17 protein-coding genes are annotated in these 19,961 nt (G+C 33.8%); 1 reads left to right on the top strand and 16 read right to left on the bottom strand.

The genetic code is table 11. The features are described from left to right. Positions 1 to 22: 22 nt before the first annotated feature. Positions 23 to 538: a DUF4364 family protein gene (locus F7O84_RS00480; RefSeq protein ID WP_151140614.1), complete on the top strand. Its 516-nt coding sequence runs from the start codon at positions 23 to 25 to the stop codon at positions 536 to 538. Positions 539 to 563: 25 nt separating this feature from the next. On the opposite strand, the gene F7O84_RS00475 is transcribed toward F7O84_RS00480, so the two are convergent. The 16 genes from F7O84_RS00475 to tig all read right to left on the bottom strand — a co-directional run bounded on the left by F7O84_RS00475 (position 564) and on the right by tig (position 19,954). Next, on the bottom strand, positions 564 to 1,889 hold the full coding sequence (locus F7O84_RS00475) for a replication-associated recombination protein A (RefSeq protein ID WP_151140612.1): 1,326 nt from the start codon (positions 1,887 to 1,889) through the stop codon (positions 564 to 566). Positions 1,890 to 1,939: 50 nt separating this feature from the next. Continuing rightward, the gene (locus F7O84_RS00470) at positions 1,940 to 2,629 is read right to left on the bottom strand and encodes a polysaccharide deacetylase family protein (RefSeq protein WP_151140609.1); all 690 of its coding nucleotides are present in this window, start codon (positions 2,627 to 2,629) and stop codon (positions 1,940 to 1,942) included. Positions 2,630 to 2,700: 71 nt separating this feature from the next. Beyond that, positions 2,701 to 2,874, bottom strand: coding sequence for a DUF4250 domain-containing protein (locus F7O84_RS00465; protein ID WP_151140607.1), 174 nt, complete (start codon positions 2,872 to 2,874; stop codon positions 2,701 to 2,703). A 14-nt stretch (positions 2,875 to 2,888) separates the two neighbouring features. Further along, on the bottom strand, positions 2,889 to 5,474 hold the full coding sequence (gene clpB, locus F7O84_RS00460; RefSeq protein ID WP_151140604.1) for an ATP-dependent chaperone ClpB: 2,586 nt from the start codon (positions 5,472 to 5,474) through the stop codon (positions 2,889 to 2,891). A 271-nt stretch (positions 5,475 to 5,745) separates the two neighbouring features. Further along, positions 5,746 to 7,617 carry a heavy metal translocating P-type ATPase gene (locus tag F7O84_RS00455; protein WP_243140773.1) on the bottom strand — a complete coding sequence of 624 codons (1,872 nt, stop codon included), beginning with the start codon at positions 7,615 to 7,617 and terminating at the stop codon, positions 5,746 to 5,748. Positions 7,618 to 7,840: 223 nt separating this feature from the next. Continuing rightward, positions 7,841 to 8,062, bottom strand: a complete 222-nt coding sequence (locus tag F7O84_RS00450) for a cation transporter (RefSeq protein WP_151140601.1) — start codon at positions 8,060 to 8,062, stop codon at positions 7,841 to 7,843. Between the two features lie 67 nt (positions 8,063 to 8,129). Next, the gene (locus tag F7O84_RS00445; RefSeq protein ID WP_151140598.1) at positions 8,130 to 8,492 is read right to left on the bottom strand and encodes an ArsR/SmtB family transcription factor; all 363 of its coding nucleotides are present in this window, start codon (positions 8,490 to 8,492) and stop codon (positions 8,130 to 8,132) included. 174 nt (positions 8,493 to 8,666) lie between these two features. After that, the gene (locus tag F7O84_RS00440; RefSeq protein ID WP_151140595.1) at positions 8,667 to 9,914 is read right to left on the bottom strand and encodes an Ig-like domain-containing protein; all 1,248 of its coding nucleotides are present in this window, start codon (positions 9,912 to 9,914) and stop codon (positions 8,667 to 8,669) included. A gap of 243 nt (positions 9,915 to 10,157) precedes the next feature. Then, the gene (locus tag F7O84_RS00435) at positions 10,158 to 11,318 is read right to left on the bottom strand and encodes an iron-containing alcohol dehydrogenase (RefSeq protein ID WP_151140592.1); all 1,161 of its coding nucleotides are present in this window, start codon (positions 11,316 to 11,318) and stop codon (positions 10,158 to 10,160) included. 75 nt (positions 11,319 to 11,393) lie between these two features. Further along, entirely contained in the window at positions 11,394 to 12,377 is a 984-nt protein-coding gene (locus F7O84_RS00430) for a D-isomer specific 2-hydroxyacid dehydrogenase family protein (RefSeq protein ID WP_151140589.1), read from the bottom strand. Between the two features lie 26 nt (positions 12,378 to 12,403). Further along, positions 12,404 to 13,525 (bottom strand): sporulation integral membrane protein YtvI, encoded by a 1,122-nt coding sequence (ytvI, locus tag F7O84_RS00425; RefSeq protein WP_151140586.1) that lies wholly within the window; start codon positions 13,523 to 13,525, stop codon positions 12,404 to 12,406. A 42-nt stretch (positions 13,526 to 13,567) separates the two neighbouring features. Next, positions 13,568 to 14,161 carry a ribosome biogenesis GTP-binding protein YihA/YsxC gene (gene yihA / locus F7O84_RS00420; RefSeq protein ID WP_151140584.1) on the bottom strand — a complete coding sequence of 198 codons (594 nt, stop codon included), beginning with the start codon at positions 14,159 to 14,161 and terminating at the stop codon, positions 13,568 to 13,570. Further along, positions 14,161 to 16,497, bottom strand: coding sequence for an endopeptidase La (gene lon, locus F7O84_RS00415; protein WP_151140582.1), 2,337 nt, complete (start codon positions 16,495 to 16,497; stop codon positions 14,161 to 14,163). Before lon ends, yihA begins: the two co-directional genes overlap by 1 nt. An 81-nt stretch (positions 16,498 to 16,578) precedes the next feature. After that, positions 16,579 to 17,877, bottom strand: a complete 1,299-nt coding sequence (gene clpX / locus F7O84_RS00410; RefSeq protein ID WP_151140580.1) for an ATP-dependent Clp protease ATP-binding subunit ClpX — start codon at positions 17,875 to 17,877, stop codon at positions 16,579 to 16,581. Between the two features lie 33 nt (positions 17,878 to 17,910). After that, positions 17,911 to 18,492, bottom strand: coding sequence for an ATP-dependent Clp endopeptidase proteolytic subunit ClpP (gene clpP, locus F7O84_RS00405; protein ID WP_151140577.1), 582 nt, complete (start codon positions 18,490 to 18,492; stop codon positions 17,911 to 17,913). Between the two features lie 172 nt (positions 18,493 to 18,664). Next, positions 18,665 to 19,954, bottom strand: a complete 1,290-nt coding sequence (gene tig, locus F7O84_RS00400) for a trigger factor (RefSeq protein ID WP_151140575.1) — start codon at positions 19,952 to 19,954, stop codon at positions 18,665 to 18,667. Between the last annotated feature and the right edge of the window lie 7 nt (positions 19,955 to 19,961).

Genomic DNA, 19,961 nt, shown 5'->3' with positions numbered 1-19,961 from the left:
GAAATAACAGGAGGTATAATATATGTCTGAATCATTAACACTTTATAAATTAATTGTTTTATATATGCTTGATAAAGTCAATTTTCCATTGACTGAGGCTCAAATTACTGATTTTATTTTAGGGAAAGAATATACCACGTATTTTTCACTTAGACAAGCTATTTCAGAACTTATTGATGCCGACCTAATAAAAGTTGAAACCTTTCGAAATAGCTCACACTATCATATAACAGAGGAAGGACGAAGTACCTTGGAATACTTTGGTAACAAAATCTCCCCCTCTATCGTAGCCGATATTGATGAGTATTTGGTTACAAATCAGTATTCCTTACTAGATGAAGTATCCACAACTGCTGATTATTATAAGACGACGAACAATGATTATGCTGTTGAATGTAAAGTAAGGGAAAAAAATTCGGATTTAATAAGTTTAATGTTAACAGTACCTACAAAAGAGCAGGCAAATGCCATTTGTAATAACTGGAAAATAGAAAATCAGGAGATCTATTCTTATCTCATGGATAAGTTGATGAAATAATAAAAAGAAGAGTGTTCTCTTCTTTTTATTTAGCCTCTTCTTTTATTCGTTTCATATGCTCACTAATTTGTTTTTCATATCCATTCGTACTTGGTTCATAAAACACCATGTTTTCTAAACCATTTGGAAGGTATTGTTGTTTTACATAATGGTTCTTAAAATCATGTGCATATTGATATCCCAATCCGTGTCCTAACTTATTTGCGCCTTTATAATGTGCATCCTGTAGATGAGCTGGTATAGATGCCGTTTTCGTCGCCTCCATAACATTTGTTGCTTTGTCAATTGCAAGAATGGCTGCATTGCTTTTCGGCGCTGTAGCTATATAAGTAACAGCCTGTGCTAAGATAATTCGAGCCTCTGGCAAACCAATTCGCTCTACTGCCTGTGCTGCTGCAACTGCAACACACAAGGCATTTGGGTCTGCATTTCCTACATCCTCTGAAGCACAAATAATAATTCTTCTGGCAATAAAGGTAATGCTCTCACCTGCATAAAGCATTCTACTTAAATAATATACTGCTGCATCTGGATCAGAACCTCTCATACTCTTAATAAATGCAGAAATCGTATCATAATGATTATCCCCTGATTTGTCATAACGAACTACTCTTTTTTGTATACACTCTTGTGCTACTTCTATCGTAATATGAATTTTTTCATCTACAGATTTTTCGGTAGTCAAAACTGCTAACTCTATGGCATTTAATGCACTTCTTGCATCACCGTTTGCGATATCTGCAAGAAATTCTTTTGCCTCCTCCTCGATTAAAACGTCATAGGCTCCCATTCCCTTTTCTTTGTCATAAACAGCTCTATGAATTAACTCCATAATATCTTCTTTGGAAAGTGGCTTTAATTCAAATACAATTGATCTAGATATCAAAGCTGAGTTTACTTCAAAATAAGGATTTTCTGTAGTTGCCCCAATTAAAATTAAAGTTCCATCTTCCACAAAAGGTAGCAAATAATCTTGTTGCCCTTTATTAAATCTATGAATTTCATCTACAAATAAAATTGTCTTTTTGCCATACATTCCAAGATTATTTTTTGCTTGTTCCACTACTTGCTCCATGTCTTTTTTCCCAGCTATCGTAGCATTAATCTGTGTAAATTCGGCACTAGTCGTATTTGCTATTACCTTAGCTATTGTAGTCTTACCAGTACCTGGAGGACCATATAATATAATAGAGCTAAGCTTGTCCGCTTTTATTGCTCGGTAAAGAAGTTTATCCTTACCAATAATGTGTTGTTGCCCAACTACCTCCTCTAACTTTTTCGGTCTTAATCTCGCAGCCAAAGGCGATTCTTTTTGTAATGTATTACTTCTCATATAGTCAAATAAATCCATTGTACTCTCCTTTATCATTCCCCTATGTAGAATTTATCATGAAAACCCTCTTATAGTATCATATCATCAACTGTTACAAATTCAAATCCTTCACTTTGTAATTCGTCAATAATTTTTAATGCTGCCTCAACCGACGACTTATAATAATCATGCATTAGTATAATATCTCCATCTTTAATCCTTTTTGTTCCATTCTTTACAATTTTATTTACATTTTCAGTCGTCCAATCCAGTGTATCTACCGTCCAAAATACAGGAATCAAATCGCACTGTAAATTCTTATCCCATTCTCCAAAGGAGGGACGTATAAATTCTGGATATTCACCAGTGATACTATGTACGACCTCATTTGTCATATTAATCTCTTCACATCGCTTTTCTGAACTTAATCTGTTTAATTGTGCATGACTATACGTATGATTCCCAATTAAGTGTCCTTCATCATTAATCTGCTTTATGATATCAGGGTAAAGTTGCGCATTTTTGCCAATTACAAAAAAGGTAACTTTTACATTTCTTTCTTTTAGCCCCTTAAGCAATTGTGGTGTATAAATCGGATGAGGGCCATCATCAAAAGTAAGCGCAATTTTTTTTGAGTTGTTAACGTTACCTGCATCAGATAACTCAATGGATGTCTGGATTCGCGATTGTTCCACTACGAAATTATGTACATTTAATGCAATCAATATCACAAACAATAACAAATCAATGCAAAATAGAATGAGACACTTACCCTTCATATTATAAGCCTTTTCATAAGATATTATATAATCATTATATGTATAATATCTCCAATTAATCACACAAAGCCCTAAACGAACTTGTTTAGGGCTTTGTCATATTCGTAATCAATTGACTTTAACGCTTTCTCTATCTCTACTTGATTCAAATCCATGCTTTTACACATTTCATCAAGACTTGGATAAAAATCTCTTAATTGTGTATTAATATAACTTAATAAAATCATAGGATCTTTGGGTAACATATCATGCCTCTTTCTTATTCTTGTACTCTTGCCGTTAATGTGTCATTTTTCACCTCAATAAGGATTGTATTACCAGCTAAAACCTGATCACTTAAAATAAGCTTGGCAGCTAGAGTTTCCACATGTTTTTGCAAGTATCTTTTAAGAGGTCTAGCTCCATAGACTGGATCATATCCATGTTCCACAATGAATGCCTTTGCTTCCTCTGTAATCTGAATTTCCAGCTCTTTGTCCTCCAGACGCTTGTTAAGATCTGCAACTAAAAGGTTAATAATGGAACCAATATCTTTCTTAGTTAAAGGTTTAAACATGATGATTTCATCCAGTCGATTTAAGAATTCTGGCTTAAAATGCGTTCTTAAATCCTCCATCACCATATTAGCATTTGCTGGAATGATATTGCCTTGTGCATCAATTCCTTCCAATAAATAGCTTGAACCAATGTTAGAGGTCATAATCAAGATCGTGTTTTTAAAGTCAACACATCTTCCTTGTGAATCAGTAATTCTACCGTCATCTAACACTTGTAGCAATACATTAAATACATCTGGATGAGCCTTTTCGATTTCATCAAATAAAACAACCGAATAAGGCTTTCTTCTTACAGCTTCCGTAAGTTGTCCTCCCTCTTCATAACCTACATATCCAGGAGGTGCCCCAATCAAACGAGATACAGAATATTTTTCCATATATTCACTCATATCAATACGAACCATATTTTGTTCATCATCAAACAAAATAGCCGCTAATGATTTTGCTAATTCTGTTTTTCCTACACCAGTAGGACCTAAGAATAAAAATGAGCCAATTGGTTTACTAGGATCTTTAATTCCTGCTTTGGATCGAATAATTGCCTCTGTTACTTTTAGGACTCCTTCTTCTTGCCCAATTACTCTTTTATGCAACTCTTTATCAAGATTTAGCGTTTTACTTCTTTCACTCTCTGTTAGCTTCGTAACTGGTATTCCTGTCCATCTTGATATGATTCTTGCTATTTCTTCCTCTGTAACGCTTTCATGTACAAGTGACAGGTCTGTATTTTTTACTTTATCTTCTTCAATAGCAAGTTGTTGTTCCAATTTTGGAAGTTTGCCATATTGTAACTCTGCTGCTTTGTTTAAATCGTAATTGCGCTGGGCCAATTGAATTTCCTTATTTACTTCCTCAATTTCCTCACGCAACTTTTGCAGCTTTTCTATGGCATTTTTCTCATTATCCCATTTCGCTTTCATATTATTAAATTCATCTTTTAATTCTGCCAATTCTTTCTGAAGAGCCTCTAGTCGATCTTTGCTTAATCGATCCGTTTCTTTTTTTAAAGCAGCTTCTTCAATCTCCATCTGCATGACTCTTCTTGCTAATTCATCAAGTTCAGCTGGCATAGAATCAAGCTCTGTTTTAATAAGAGCGCACGCTTCATCTACAAGATCAATTGCCTTATCTGGTAAAAAACGTTCAGAAATATAACGATGGGATAATATAGCCGCTGATACCAGTGCGGAATCTGCTATCTTTACACCATGAAAGACCTCGTATCTTTCTTTTAATCCTCTAAGTATAGAAATTGTATCTTCTACGGTCGGTTCATCCACTGTAACAGGTTGGAATCTTCTTTCTAATGCTGCATCTTTTTCAATATACATACGATACTCATCTAGCGTGGTAGCTCCAATACAATGCAGTTCACCTCTTGCGAGCATTGGCTTTAGCATATTACCTGCATCCATTGCTCCATCTGTTTTCCCTGCACCCACAATCGTATGAAGCTCATCAATAAATAAGATGATTTGTCCTTCACTTTTCTTTACTTCCTCTAATACAGCTTTTAATCTTTCTTCAAATTCTCCACGATATTTAGCGCCTGCAACGAGTGCCCCCATATCAAGGGCAAACAACTTTTTGTCTTTTAATCCTTCTGGAACGTCACCCCGAACAATTCTTTGTGCTAAACCTTCTACGACTGCTGTCTTTCCTACTCCAGGTTCACCGATTAACACAGGGTTATTTTTTGTTTTTCTTGATAAAATTCGAATTACATTTCGTATTTCACTATCACGTCCAATTACGGGATCAAGCTTTTGCTCTTTTGCACGTTCCACCAAATCATACCCGTATTTATTTAACGTATCATAAGTAGCCTCTGGATTATCTGTGGTTACTCTTTGATTTCCCCTAACAGTAGAAAGTGCTTGTAAAAAACGTTCTCTCGTAATTCCATATTCTTTCATAATTTCTTTTGTGGCTTGATTTGGATACTGCATCAAAGCTAGAAACAAATGCTCAACAGAAATATATTCGTCTCCCATATGCTTTGCTTCGTCCTCTGCGTGAATTAACACTTTATTTAAGTTCTGCCCAATATAAACCTGACCGCCTGAAACTTTTACTCTTTTTTTAATGTAATTTTCCACATTATCAAGAAAATGTTCTTTGTTTATCTCCATTTTCTCAATTAATTTGAGTATTAAGCTATCCTCTTGTATCAATAGACTATATAACAAATGTTCTTGATCTATCTCTTGATTACCATACTCATAGGCAAGCTTTTCGCACGCATTTACAGCTTGCATTGATTTTTGTGTGAATTTGCTTATATTCATAAGCCCACCTCCTCAATAAAATAATTATAACACACAAAGCTCGTTTGTTCTATAACTAATATAACACGTTTTTCGTGAATGTCAATCTATTTTTTACTAGTTTTTCATAAAATATGTACTTGATTTTATCATACATTTCATTTCATATAAAGAAAATCTTAGGTCTATGGAAATCTTGTTCTTTTTTGATTAATTACAACCAAACTAATTGTTCATGAAATAAAAAAGGATATCTTACAACATTATCGTTATAAGATATCCTTTTTCTATATTATTTCTCTATTTTTAAAGCTCTCATTGCGTTGAGTATCGCTATAACAGATACTCCTACATCAGCAAAAATTGCTGCCCACATAGACGCAAAACCAATTGCGGCTAGAACTAATACAAATATTTTTATGCCAATTGCAAAGACAATGTTTTGTTTTACAATGCCCAGTGTCTTTTTTGATAAGCGTATTGCTTTTGCTATCTTAGATGGCTCATCTGTCATGATTACAACATCAGCTGCTTCGATTGCAGCATCAGAACCAAGTCCTCCCATTGCAATGCCAATATCTGCTCTTGCAAGAACTGGTGCATCATTGATTCCATCTCCAACAAATACTAGCTTACCTGAATCGGATTTCTTACTAAAAAGCTCTTCTACTTTATCTACTTTATCACTTGGTAATAATTCTGTATATACTGTATCAATTCCAAGCTCTTTGGCTACTGCTTCACCTGCAAGCTTGCTATCTCCTGTAAGCATTACAATTTGTTTTACCCCTGCCTTCTTAAGAGAGTCAATTGCAAGCTTTGAATCCTCCTTTACCTGATCCGCAATAATAATACAACCTGCATATTCTCCATTGATTGCAATATGCACCATAGTGCCAGCGACTGTCATCTCCTCAAAGTCTAAATTTAACTTTCTCATTAATTTGTTGTTACCAGCATATACTTCATTTCCATCGATAGTCGCCTTTACTCCATGACCTGCTATCTCTTCTACATTTTGCACTTTTGTGCTATCAATTTCTTTTCCGTATGCATTCATTAGTGCCTCTGCAATTGGATGATTGGAATAGCTTTCTACATATGCTGCATACTCAATAAGTTCATCTTCACTATATAACTTGTTGTTTTTAATTTCCTTTACACGAAAGGTTCCTTTTGTAAGAGTTCCTGTCTTATCAAATACTGCAATTTCAGTTTGAGCCAAAGCCTCTAAATAATTACTTCCTTTAATCAATACGCCAAATTTAGATGCTCCACCAATTCCTCCAAAGAAGCTTAGAGGTACAGAAATAACAAGGGCACAAGGGCAAGAAATAACGAGGAATGACAACGCTCTATAGATCCAGGTGGACCATTCACCAAAAATCAACGAAGGAATCACTGCTAACAATGCCGCACTCATTACTACAACTGGAGTGTAATATTTTGCAAACTTTGTTATAAAATTTTCTGCTTCTGCTTTTTTACTGGTCGCATTCTCTACTAAATCTAATATTTTGCTAACCGTAGATTCACCAAATTCTTTCAAAACTTCTGCTTCTACTACACCATTAAGGTTAATACATCCACTGATTAAAGTATCCCCTACTTCTACTTCTCTTGGAACTGATTCACCCGTTAGTGCCTTTGTATCTAATGTAGTACTTCCCTTTAACACTTTACAATCCAATGGTACTTTTTCTCCTGGCTTAATCACGATAATATTGCCTATTTCAGCCTCATCAGGATCGATTTGTCTTATGGTATCACCCTCTTTTAGATTGGCATATTCAGGATATATATCCATAAGCTCGGTAATTGAATTTCTTGACCTTTCCACGGCGTAATTTTGAAAAAACTCTCCAACTTGATAGAACAACATAACCGTTACACCCTCTGCATAGTCACCGATTAGAAATGCTCCAATTGTTGCAATACTCATTAGAAAGTTCTCATCGAATATCTGACCTGACAAGATGTTCTTACCAGCTTTTTTTACAATGTCCCTTCCAATTGCAATATATGCGATTAAAAATATGACTAACTTTATATTGCCATTCACATACATAAATTTAGGAAGCAATATACCTACTAGAAAAACAACTGCCGCTACTAAAATATCTCTTAACTGTCTTTTCATTTTTTTTGTTAAAGTCTTAATCATAGCCTTACCCTCTTTTTTATATTAGTTTGACTTCATATGAATATCTGTTCATATGTTCATGTTATCATTTAGCAGCAGAGATGTCAATTACTATTTTAATATTTTTCATTCATTTTACAATTTTTTATCATTAAATGATATCAGTTTGTTAAATATAAAAGGGCCATCGAACCATAACTGAATTGACAGTCACAATACAATAGCACCTTTTTAATATTGCTGCTTATTTTGCTTTCATTACTACATCTGGTTCGATCTTCTTAACAATTTTAGTTGCTTCTTCAATCGCCTTATCCATCTTGTCTTCATCTGCCTCAAGAACCAGTTTCTTAGTCATAAATGTTACACTCGCTTTATTAACACAATCTAATTCATTAATTCCATTTTCAATTTTTGCAGCACAATTTGCGCAATCCAAATCTTCCAAAATAAATATTTTTTTCATACTTTTTTCCTTCCTTTTGCTTTATTATAATCAAACATCACTATTTGGTTCCACATGATTAAACCACTTACTCATTAATATGCTCCATACCTTGATTTATAATCGTTTTAATATGACTATCTGATAGAGAATAAAATACTGTCTTTCCCTCTCTTCTAAACTTTACAAGCTGCATCTGCTTTAACGTTCTTAATTGATGAGAAATTGCAGATTGTGTCATATTCAATAAATTCGCTATATCACATACACACATTTCAGATTGAAACAATACATATAAAATTTTAATTCTGGTCGTATCACCAAATACCTTAAAAAAATCAGCTAAATCAATTAGCTTTTCTTCTGTTGGCATATGGTCTTGTACTTTTTTTACTACATTCTCATGGATACATATAAACTCACATTGTTCCACTTCGTTTTTCTTTGTCATTTTCTCATCTCCTTTCATATGAATAACTGTTCATACGTTCATTTTATCACTTTTCACTAATTTGTCAATATTATTTATAGAAAATTATTTATTCCGTTTTGGTTAGCATATAAACTGCCCTTCATAAGTTAACTTTAACCTATGAAGGGCAGCATCATATTTTATTCAAATATATTATTTTTTATAATTAGAATTAAAAATATCTAATGTAAATGTATAAGTTGCTCCTGAGCTATTCTTTAATTTTACCGTTACAACTGTTTTATAGTTTCCAACTTGTACTGTACCAATACCAGTAATTTTTTGTTCTGTACCAAAACTTTTTGGAGTTTTATATACCGTATAGGTCTCAGAAGTAATCGTCCAACCTCTGTTCTCATAACTTTGTACTAAAACAGAGTGATCTGTAGTTGAAAATTTAAAATAATTATTTTTCGTATCATTAACAATATTGTCTCCGTCTATTTCAACTGCTTCAAGAGGTTTTACTTTTCCTTTGACATTTAATGTATAGGATATCTTTTTGACAGTTTTATCCTTCTTAGTGACAATACAAGTTATGGTAGTCTTACCTTTTTTCTTTGGTGTAAGTAAACCAATTCCTTCCTCACTGCTACTTTTCTTTACCGTAGCAACCGCTTTGTTACTAGATGTCCAAACTGCTGTTGCACCACTAGGGAAGTTTTTCACTTGGACTTCGTTGTTCTTTGTGTTAAGGAATATGGTATCTGATTTTTTTGCAAACTTAGGTTTTGCCTTTTCACTTGTAGTTTTCTTTAATACCACTGTGTAAACAAAAAACTCATTGTCTTTGTTTCTTGCTGTAAAATATACCTTTGTTTGATACTTACCAATTGGCACCTTACCATTACTTGGTATTTTTTTCACATCTTTTGCACTGGTAGCCGTATTATATACTTGATATTCTTTTGCTACAAGTGACCATCCTTTTTTTACTTTCGAACTTACTTTTATACTAGATTTTTCTGTATTATAAGTAATGAAAGATGTCTTTGATTTATAATTATTTTTTCCATCAATATAAATCTTACTAAATGGACTTGCTTTCTTTACTTTTATCTCACATGTTAACTTATAGGTCTTTGTCAAAGTCTCAACTGTACATGTTACCGTAGAAGTTCCTGTTTTTTTAGGAATTAGTGTGCATTCTACACCGGTTTTAGCATTGGATTTAACCTTAAGCACGGATTTATTGCTTGAATCCCAACTAATGCGTTGAAGCCCTCCTGGTATGCTTTTTACCGTCAACGTATCTTCTGTGTATAAGAACACAGTACCTTTGGACGAATTTAAGTAAGGTTTTGTTGCTGCTACTGCTGTGTTCGTTGAAAAAATGGTGGCTACTAAAACAAATGCCAGTGTTAAAATAGTTAAAATAGTGGATTTTTTTAACAATCTCATAGCTCTTTGCTCCCTTCTCCAGACTATTTTTAGTCTTTCATATGAAAAAGTATAGTATGTTTCTTGGTACTTGTCAAATTATTCCACCCTGTTGCTTGAAAACTAAATTTTTGATAAACCCAGTAAATAAGCCAGTTTGCTCGTTTTCTTTCACTCGGATTTGAAACGTAAGATAATCTTAAATAATTTTATAAAAAAAAGAAAGGATTCATCGTCAAATCCTTTCTTTTTTCTTCTTTCTTCTTATAAACAATCTATTAAGATATTCTTTACATCCTCTGGTGTAAGAGAAACATAGGCGTTTTGTAACCCGCCAAATTTTACAGCTTTCTCAGCCATTAAATCGAATTTAGAACGATCAATTCCAAGTTCTGTTAATGTTGAAGGTATTCCACAACTCTTAAAGAATTCTTCCGTCTTATCGATTGCAAGATTAGCGAGTGCAAACTTATCTTCTGATAGTGGTAGATGCCATACATTCAAAGCATATTCAACAAACTTATCCACCGTATCATCGCTTAGAATATATCTCATCCACCTAGGTGTTACAATAGCAAGTCCAACTCCATGTGTAATGTCATAATAAGCACTTAATTCATGTTCAATTGGATGACAAGTCCAACTACCACTCTTTCCACATCCACATAAGCCATTTAACGCAAGAGAACTTGCCCACATTAAATTAGCTCTTGCTTCATAATTAGTAGGCTCATTGATTGCAATTGGACAGTACTTGATACATGTTTGTAGTAATCCTTCTGAAATTTTATCTTGAACGTATGCGCCCTTTGTCTTTTGAAAATAGTTTTCCAAGATATGAGACATAATATCTGCTGTTCCTGCTGCTGTTTGAATGGCTGGAAGAGTAAACATATATTCTGGATTCAATATGGAGGTTTGAGGAATCATTTTAGTACTTGCTGTTCCTAACTTCTCATTCGTTTCCATATTTGATATTACTGCATTCTTATTCATCTCAGAACCTGTTGCAGCTAACGTTAGTACTGTTACAATTGGTAATACCTCACCGATTAAGGATGGATTCACAACGATATCCCAAGGGTCTCCTTCGTAATAATTTCCTGCCGCAATCACTTTGCTACAGTCAATCGTACTTCCACCACCAACTGCTAAAATTACATCAATCTTGTTTTCCTTACAAAGTTTTACTCCCTTTCTTACACTTTCAATTCTAGGATTCGGCTCAATCTTATCAAGCTCGATTACATTGAAGTCTTTGAGTAATTCCATTACCTTATCATAAATTCCGTTTTTCTTAATGCTTCCTCCTCCGTAAGTTAATAAAACATTTTTTCCGTAAGGCTCTAAACTTCTTGACAAATGTTCAATTTGTCCTGTTCCAAATAGAATTTCGGTATAAGCATTAAATCTAAAATTCTCCATCATAGACTCCTTTCTGTTATGAAATGACTTATTTTATTTCTTAACATCATTATATCTCTTAGAGTTAACTCTATGTCAAGCAACTTCCCAAGGATTTTCTTTTCCTTCTAAAAATAATAGACAACTTCTGATTGAATTTTCAACCATATCACTAACGGCTTGATCGGTATAAAATGCAGTGTGTGGTGTCAAAATGACATTTGGATAACTTTTTAAGAGCAACAGTTCTCTATTGTTAATTATCTTTTCATTATAGTCCTTATAATAAATATGCGTTTCATTTTCAATGACATCCAACGCGGCAGCACCAATCTTACCCTGTTCAATTGCTTCGATTAACGCGTTTGTATCAATAAGTGAACCTCTTGCAGTATTCACAATTACAACTTGATTTTTCATCATTTTAATGGTCTTTTCATTAATTAGATGGTGATTTTCATTCGTTGATGGTGCATGTAAGGTTATGATATCTGACTCACTGATTAGTTGATTAAAAGAAACATATGAAGCCTTTTCTTTAATCTTCTCCGATTCATATAAATCATAAGCTAATATTTTGCATCCAAAGCCACTTAAATGCTCGATTACGCAGCTTCCAATCTTTCCTGTTCCAATGACACCAACTGTAAGCTTTGGTAGCTCTCTTCCTCTTACTCCATCTAATTTAAAATTTTGATAAGCTGCTCGATTCATAATCAATTTAATTTTACGAAGACTCATGAGTATTAACATAATGGCATAGTCTGCTACACTGCTTGGAGAATACGTTGCATTTCCTACTTTGATTCCTAATTCTTTTGCTTTCTCTAAATCAATATGATCGTATCCTATCGTTCTTGTGGATATGAATTTCACTCCTGCCTCTTTAAACGCTTCAAGAATTGGTGCATCAATCTTTGATGTAATTACACTAACGCAATCATAACCTTTTGCAAGCATTGCTGTTTTTACGGTTGGGGTTTTCTCACTGATTCCAAGAGTCACATCATATTGGTTAGAAAACAAATCAAAAAACGCTTCTTCATCGTCTTTTCTATAATTGTATACAAATATTTTCATCGCTCTCACATCCCATCCACTCAATCTTACATTTTTCTAAATTCATTGATGTCTTTTAACACTTCTTTGATAATTCGTATCATATTGTCAAAAATGCCATTTGTATAAAGATTAATAAAAATCATTCCTAGAGGAACCGCAATTATCATTCCAAGAACCCCTTTTATCTTATAGCCAATGTACATAAATATTAATGTTAACAATGGATTTAAGCCAATGCTATCTCCAACAAGCTTAGGTTGAATCAACTGCCTTACCAACTGACTAATGCCGTATATAATCACTAGTCCTACTGCTGTTTTATAATCAGATGATAAAAATTTAATTAAAGCCCAAGGTATCAATGCGGTACCTGTTCCAAAAAAAGGAAGAAAATCCAAAAAGGAAATCAGTAAAGCTAGCAAAATTGCATATTCCACTTTTAATATGCTAAAACCAATTAACAAAATAATAGCCACAACAAACATGATTTTAAATTGAGCTTTAAAATATCCTCCTACTGCGTGTCGAAAATCACTAGCAATTCCTCCCCAATTTTTACGTATGGTGTAAGGGGTATGTTCATCTACAAAAGCAATAATTTTTTCACGGTCTGCGATAAAAAAATAAGCAGATAATATTGTCATTATAATTGAAATTAGTCTGGAGGGAAGATGTTTTGCAAAATTACCAGCAGCTTCAACGGTTGGCTTTCCAAATACACCGATGGTATTTCCAAAATAGGTTGAAAAATTATTTTTAATTTCCAAAAATTGCGACTGAACATTTTGGGGTAAACGTTCAAAGACAACCTGTAAGTTATCCCCTACTTTATTGAATTCATTCGCTGTATTTTCATATATCTCTGGCAAATCATTTAGAACACGAAATACTTCTCCTCCTATTTTTGCGATTGCAAAATATCCTCCAACTGAAATCAATGCAAGCACTGCAATAATAATCAACATGGAGCTATGTTTTCTTACCAATTTGACCCGTTTCTCAAGAAATTTTACCAACGGATTTGCGATTACTGATAAAATCCAGCCAATTACAAAGGGTAAGAAAAACCATAATAATCTTGGAACTACATATACCAATAGGAGTAACGATATAACAAAAAATAAAATATTAACGAAAAGTTTTAAATATTTTGTAGATGCCTTCAAACAATCACCTTCATCCTTAATGCTTATATGTTACAGTTATCTTTATTCGTCTTTTTCTAAATAGCTTTCCACTAACTCTAATATTTCATCCCTACCCTGCTTTGTTTCAGAAGAAAATGGAATAATAATTGCTTCCTTACTAGCATTTAGGCCAAGACGAATCATTTTAATATGCTTTTCAACCTGACTTCTTTTTATTTTGTCTAATTTTGTTGCAATAATGACAGGCTGGTATCCATTATAAAGAATCCACTCATACATATTTTTATCATTTGATGAGGGTTCATGTCTGATATCAATTAAGAGAAAAATGATTTTTAACTGCTTTGAATTTTTTAAATAGCGTTCTATCATTTTTCCCCATTTTTCTTTTATTTCAAGTGATACTTTTGCATAACCATACCCTGGTAAATCAACTAAATAAAACTCTTTGTTTATATTATAAAAATTAATGGTCTGTGTCTTACCAGGCTGTCCTGAAGTTCTAGCTAGTGATTTTCGATTCATAAGAGTATTGATTAATGATGATTTACCCACGTTAGACTTTCCAGCAAAAGCGATTTCAGGCAAGGTATTATCTGGTAACTTACTGGTGATTCCACATACGGTTTCTAATTCTACATTTTTAATTATCATTATACATCCTCTTTCTGTACCAAAGCTTCCTTTAATACTTCTTCCATTTGATCTACGAAAACAATTTTTAAATCCTTCTTAATTTCATCTGGTACTTCATCCATATCTTTTTTATTTTTACCCGGAACAAGTATCGTCTTTATATTTGCATTTTTGGCAGCTATTGTCTTTTCTTTTAATCCACCAATTGGAAGAACTCTTCCACGCAACGTAATTTCACCAGTCATTGCTACGCTTGCTTTTACAGGAATTTTAGTAATCGCGGAAATCATAGCAGTTGCCATCGTAATACCCGCAGATGGTCCATCCTTTGGCACAGCACCTTCTGGAATATGAATGTGAATGTCATTTTCTTTAAAGAAGGTATCCTCTATTTGATATGTCTTACTCATAGAACGTATGTAACTAATTCCAGCTTTTGCAGACTCTTTCATAACATCTCCAAGTTGTCCTGTTAATAAGATTTCACCTTTTCCAGGCATAACATTGACTTCTATTTGAAGCGTATCTCCTCCAACACTTGTCCATGCCAATCCTCGAACAATTCCTATCTCATCCTTTTCATTTGCCATATCATAACGATACTTTTTCTTTCCTAAGAATTTCTCTAAATTTGTTTGCGTAATTTTAATTGATTTTGCATTGTTTTCTAGTATTTGTCTTGCAGTCTTTCTGCATATCTCACCTAATTTACGTTCTAGATTTCTTACTCCAGCTTCCTTGGTATAATATCGAATGATAGATGCAAGTGCTTTATCGCTTATGCTTAGCTGGTTTTGTGATAATCCGTGCTTCAATAGCTGTTTATTCATTAGATGTCCTTTTGCTATATGAAGCTTCTCATTTTCTGTATAGCTACTTACTTCTATTATTTCCATTCGGTCGAGCAAAGGTTTTGGTATGGTTTGTAATGAATTGGCTGTTGCAATAAATAATACATCTGACAAATCAATTGGTAGTTCAATGTAATGATCACGGAACTTATTATTTTGTTCGGAATCTAGTACCTCAAGTAAAGCTGCCGAGGTATCTCCTTTATAATCACTGCTTACCTTATCAATCTCATCCAATAACATCAGTGGATTTTTAACGCCTGCTTGCTTTAGTCCATTTGCTATTCGACCTGGCATTGCACCAACGTAGGTTCTTCTGTGTCCTCTAATCTCTGCTTCATCCCTTACACCACCTAAACTAATGCGAACATATTCTTTACCAAGTGCCCTCGCAACACTTCTTGCGATTGATGTTTTCCCTGTTCCAGGAGGACCTACCAAACAAATGATTGGGCTTTGTCCCATTTGAGTGAGCGTTCTTACCGCCAAAAATTCCAGTATTCTTTCTTTGACCTTTTCAAGTCCGTAATGCTCAACATTCAAAACCTTCTTTGCAAATCTTAAATCTGTGTTATCTTTTGACGCCTTATTCCAAGGCATTTCTAAAAGAGTCTCAATATAGCCTCTAATCACAGCACTTTCTGATGAATTGTAAGAAATACTTTTGAATCTTTTTATTTCTTTTTCAATTTTTTCTTTCACTTCTTTTGATACTTTACGTTTTTTTAATTGTTCTAGAAACTGTTCTGCTTCTGACTCAATATTATCTTCACCAAGTTCTTCTCTTATTAATTTTTGTTGTTCTCGAAGTAAATATTCTCTTTGATTCTTATCTACTTTTTCTTTTATTTTTGTTTGTAGATCTTTTTTTATTTTAAATATTTCAGTTTCATTACTCAAAAGAATGGTTAAAAGCTCATAACGTTCTTCTAAGTTAACAGCAGATAGCATTTTTTGCTTTTGCTCAAAATGAAGCGATAAATTAATAATAATCTGATCCACCAATTTTTGTAAATCATCGTATTCTAAGATTTGTCTTAACATCTCTTTTCCTACTTTAAAATTCTCATTACAATAGGTGGTGAATAATTCTTTTAAGTTTCGAACCATCGCCTCTTGTTCTAGCTGAGAAAGCCTTAATGCCGTGTCCTCTTTCAGTATTGACACCTCTGAAAGAATATATTCTTCTTCCTCAATTATGGCTTCTAACTGGCCACGCCCTTCGCCTTCTACAAGCACTCTTAATATATTATTTGGCAGTTTAATTACCTGTTTCACACTTGCTATACAACCTATTTTATATAAGCCTTCCATGTCTGGTTCATTGTCATCTACATCAATTTGAGTAACAAGAAAGATTCTTTGATCCTCTAACATCGCTTTTTCTACGGCTTTAATTGATCTTTTCCTACTTACGTCAAAATGTATCACCATATCTGGAAGAATTGTCATTCCTCTGAGTGTGACTGTTGGCATCAATTTTATCTGTTTAAAATCATCCATAGTCTTTCTCCTTTGTTTTTTATAACAACATAAGGTGTCCCAAACGAGACACCTTATGTTCGAATCTATTACTTATTTTGCTTATGCACTTTCGTCTCCTGCTTTGGTTAGAATCTTTTGTGCAATCGATTTTTTCTTTGCCTGACCTATTTCTTTACGTTCTATTTCTGGCTCTCCAATTCCTTGTGCGGCTTCTTTTGTAATCATACAAGCCACAATAGATTCATCAGAAGGAATTGTATACATGACATCCATCATTACACTTTCCATAATGGAACGAAGCCCTCTTGCTCCAGTTTTTCTTTCAATGGAACGTTGTGCAATTGCTTCAATTGCTTCATCATCAAAACTAAGCTTTACTCCATCTAATTCAAATAGCTTTTTATACTGCTTTACAATAGAGTTCTTTGGTTCTGTAAGAATACGAACCAAATCCTCTTTTTTAAGCGGATCTAAAGATACATTAACAGGCACACGACCAATGAACTCTGGTATCAATCCAAATTTTACAAAATCCTGCGGCAATACCTGGCGTAATAGCTCTCCAATGTTTTCTTCTCTTTTATTTCTAATTTCTGCATTAAAGCCTATGGATTTTTGATCCATTCTCGATTCAATTATCTTATCAAGACCTTCAAATGCACCGCCACAGATAAATAGAATATTTGTTGTATTAATCTGCAACAACTCCTGATGTGGATGTTTTCTTCCACCCTGCGGAGGAACAGATGCAACTGTGCCTTCTAATATCTTAAGCAATGCCTGCTGAACACCTTCACCCGAAACATCTCTTGTAATAGAAGCATTCTCAGATTTTCTTGTAATCTTATCAATTTCATCAATGTATATAATACCATATTCTGCTCGTTGAATGTCATAATCAGCTGCTTGAATTAATTTTAATAAAATATTCTCAACATCTTCTCCAACATAACCTGCCTCCGTCAATGCTGTTGCATCAGCGATTGCAAATGGTACGTTTATCAATCTGGCAAGGGTTTGAGCTAATAATGTTTTACCAGAACCAGTTGGTCCTAGCATTAATATATTACTCTTTTGAAGTTCTACATCTAAATCTTTTTCTGATGTTATCCTCTTGTAATGATTATAAACTGCAACCGAAAGAACCTTTTTTGCTGCATCCTGTCCTATTACATAGTCATCTAAAAAACTTTTGATTTGCTCTGGTTTCAAAAGATTGATTTCTTCCGCACTTCTTGGTTCTTCTTCATACTCTTCTTCGATAATCTCGGCACAGATGTCAACACATTCATCACAGATATAAGCACCATTTGGGCCTGCTATCAGCTTTCGAACTTGTTCTTGCGTTTTATTACAGAAGGAACATCTTAATTTATCGTCGCCACTTCTTCCAGCCATACTCTCACCTCACTTTAATTTGAATTTTGTAAGCTATCTACTTACAATTACATCATCGATTAAGCCATATGCTTTTGCAGCATCTGCGCTCATCCAATTATCTCTTTCTGTATCTTTTTCAATAATTTCTAATGGCTGCCCTGTATTAGCCGCTAAACAGTCATTTAATTTTTTACGTGTTTTAATAATGTGATCTGCTGCAATCTTAATATCAGTTGCCTGACCTTGCGCACCACCTAGTGGTTGATGAATCATTATTTCAGCATTAGGAAGAGCAAATCTTTTTCCTTTTTTTCCGCCAGCTAATAAGAAAGCTCCCATGCTAGCTGCCATACCAATACATATCGTTGAAACATCACATTTAATATAGTTCATGGTATCATAGATAGCCATTCCTGCTGTAACAGAACCACCAGGGCTGTTAATATATAAATTTATGTCTTTTGACGGATCTTCTGATTCCAAAAATAATAACTGAGCTACAATGAGACTTGCAGTTACTTCATTTACTTCTTCACCTAAAAATATAATTCTATCTTTTAATAATCTAGAATAAATATCGTAAGATCTTTCGCCTCTACTTGTCTGCTCAATGACATATGGTACTAAACTCATACTGATTCCTCCTTCTAAACTAGTCGAATCAAAAATTCTATAGCTATTTATCGTCTCTTCCTTATTTTAACCTACTATAAAGTATCAAGAAAAAAACAATCTGATTTATTTTGCGTGAATAGACTCTTCGGAGACATATACAATATGCCTCCGATTAAAAATACTGTTTTAATTACTTTTCAACTGCAGAATCTACAACAAGCTTAACAGCCTCTTGTACAGCAAGGTCTGCCTTCATCTGCTCTTTTTCGTTATCTCCGATTAATTCTTTTAATTTATCCGCTTCCATCTTATAAGCTGCTGCCATATCTGCAATCTCTTTTTCAATGGCTTCTTCTGTAATCTCAATATTCTCTGCTTTTGCAACTGCTTCTAACACCAATCTGCTTTGAATACGTTTTACAGCTTGTGGATTCATCTGCTCAGAAAGCTTATCATAATCTAAACCTGTAAACTGAAAATATTGTTCGATGGATAATCCTTGTGATGTAATTCTTTGTGCAAAGTCATCTATCATTCTCTTTACTTGGGTCTTAATCATTGCTTCTGGAATTTCCATAGTCGCATTTTCAATAATTTTTTCAATAACTGCATCTTCTTTTGCAGCTTTTGCTTCGTTTGTTTTCTTTTCTTCTAATTTAGCCTTTAAGTCCGCTTTGTATTCAGCAATTGTATCAAATTCTGAAATATCCTTAGCAAAATCATCGTCTGCTTCTGGTAATTCTTTTACTTTGATTTCTTTTACTGTTACTTTAAATACTGCAGGCTTTCCAGCTAATTCAGCTGCCTGATAGTTCTCTGGGAAGGTTACATTTACATCAGTCTCTACTCCGATTTCAGCTCCAATTAAAGCTTCTTCAAATCCTTCTATAAATGAATGAGATCCAATTGTTAGTGAATAATCTTCACCTTTACCACCTTCAAAAGCAACTCCATCAATAAAGCCTTCAAAATCAATTGTTGTAATATCTCCATCTTTTACTTTCTTTCTTCTTGGAGCTTCTACAACTCTTGAATTCTTTTCTCTTTCTTTATCAACTTCTGCATTTACTTCTTCCTCAGTAACTTCAATTGCTACCTTTTCTACTTCGATTCCTTTGTATTCACCTAAAGTAACTTCTGGTTTTAGTGCTACTTCAGCAGTGAAAATAAAACTTTTCCCTTTTTCTATCTGTGTTACATCGATTTCAGGCTGAGAAACGATGTCAAGTTTGCTTTCATCAGCAGCTTTGGCATAAGCTTCTGGAATAATTTCGTTAGCTGCATCTTCATAAAAAATAGCTGCTCCGTACATTTTTTCAATCATCTGTCTAGGAACTTTGCCTTTTCTAAATCCTGGAACATTAAATTTGTTTTTATTTTTCTGATATGCACTCTGAAGAGCTTTTTCGAAATCTTGCGCAGAAGTTTCAATTGTAAGCTTCGCCATATTCTTCTCTAATTTTTCTACTTGTAAACTCATTTTAACA

The organism is Candidatus Galacturonatibacter soehngenii (assembly GCF_008830185.1).
GTDB lineage: Bacteria > Bacillota > Clostridia > Lachnospirales > Lachnospiraceae > Lachnotalea > Lachnotalea soehngenii.
Note: the sequence above shows the minus strand (reverse complement) of the source record. Positions and strands in the feature narration are given on the sequence as shown.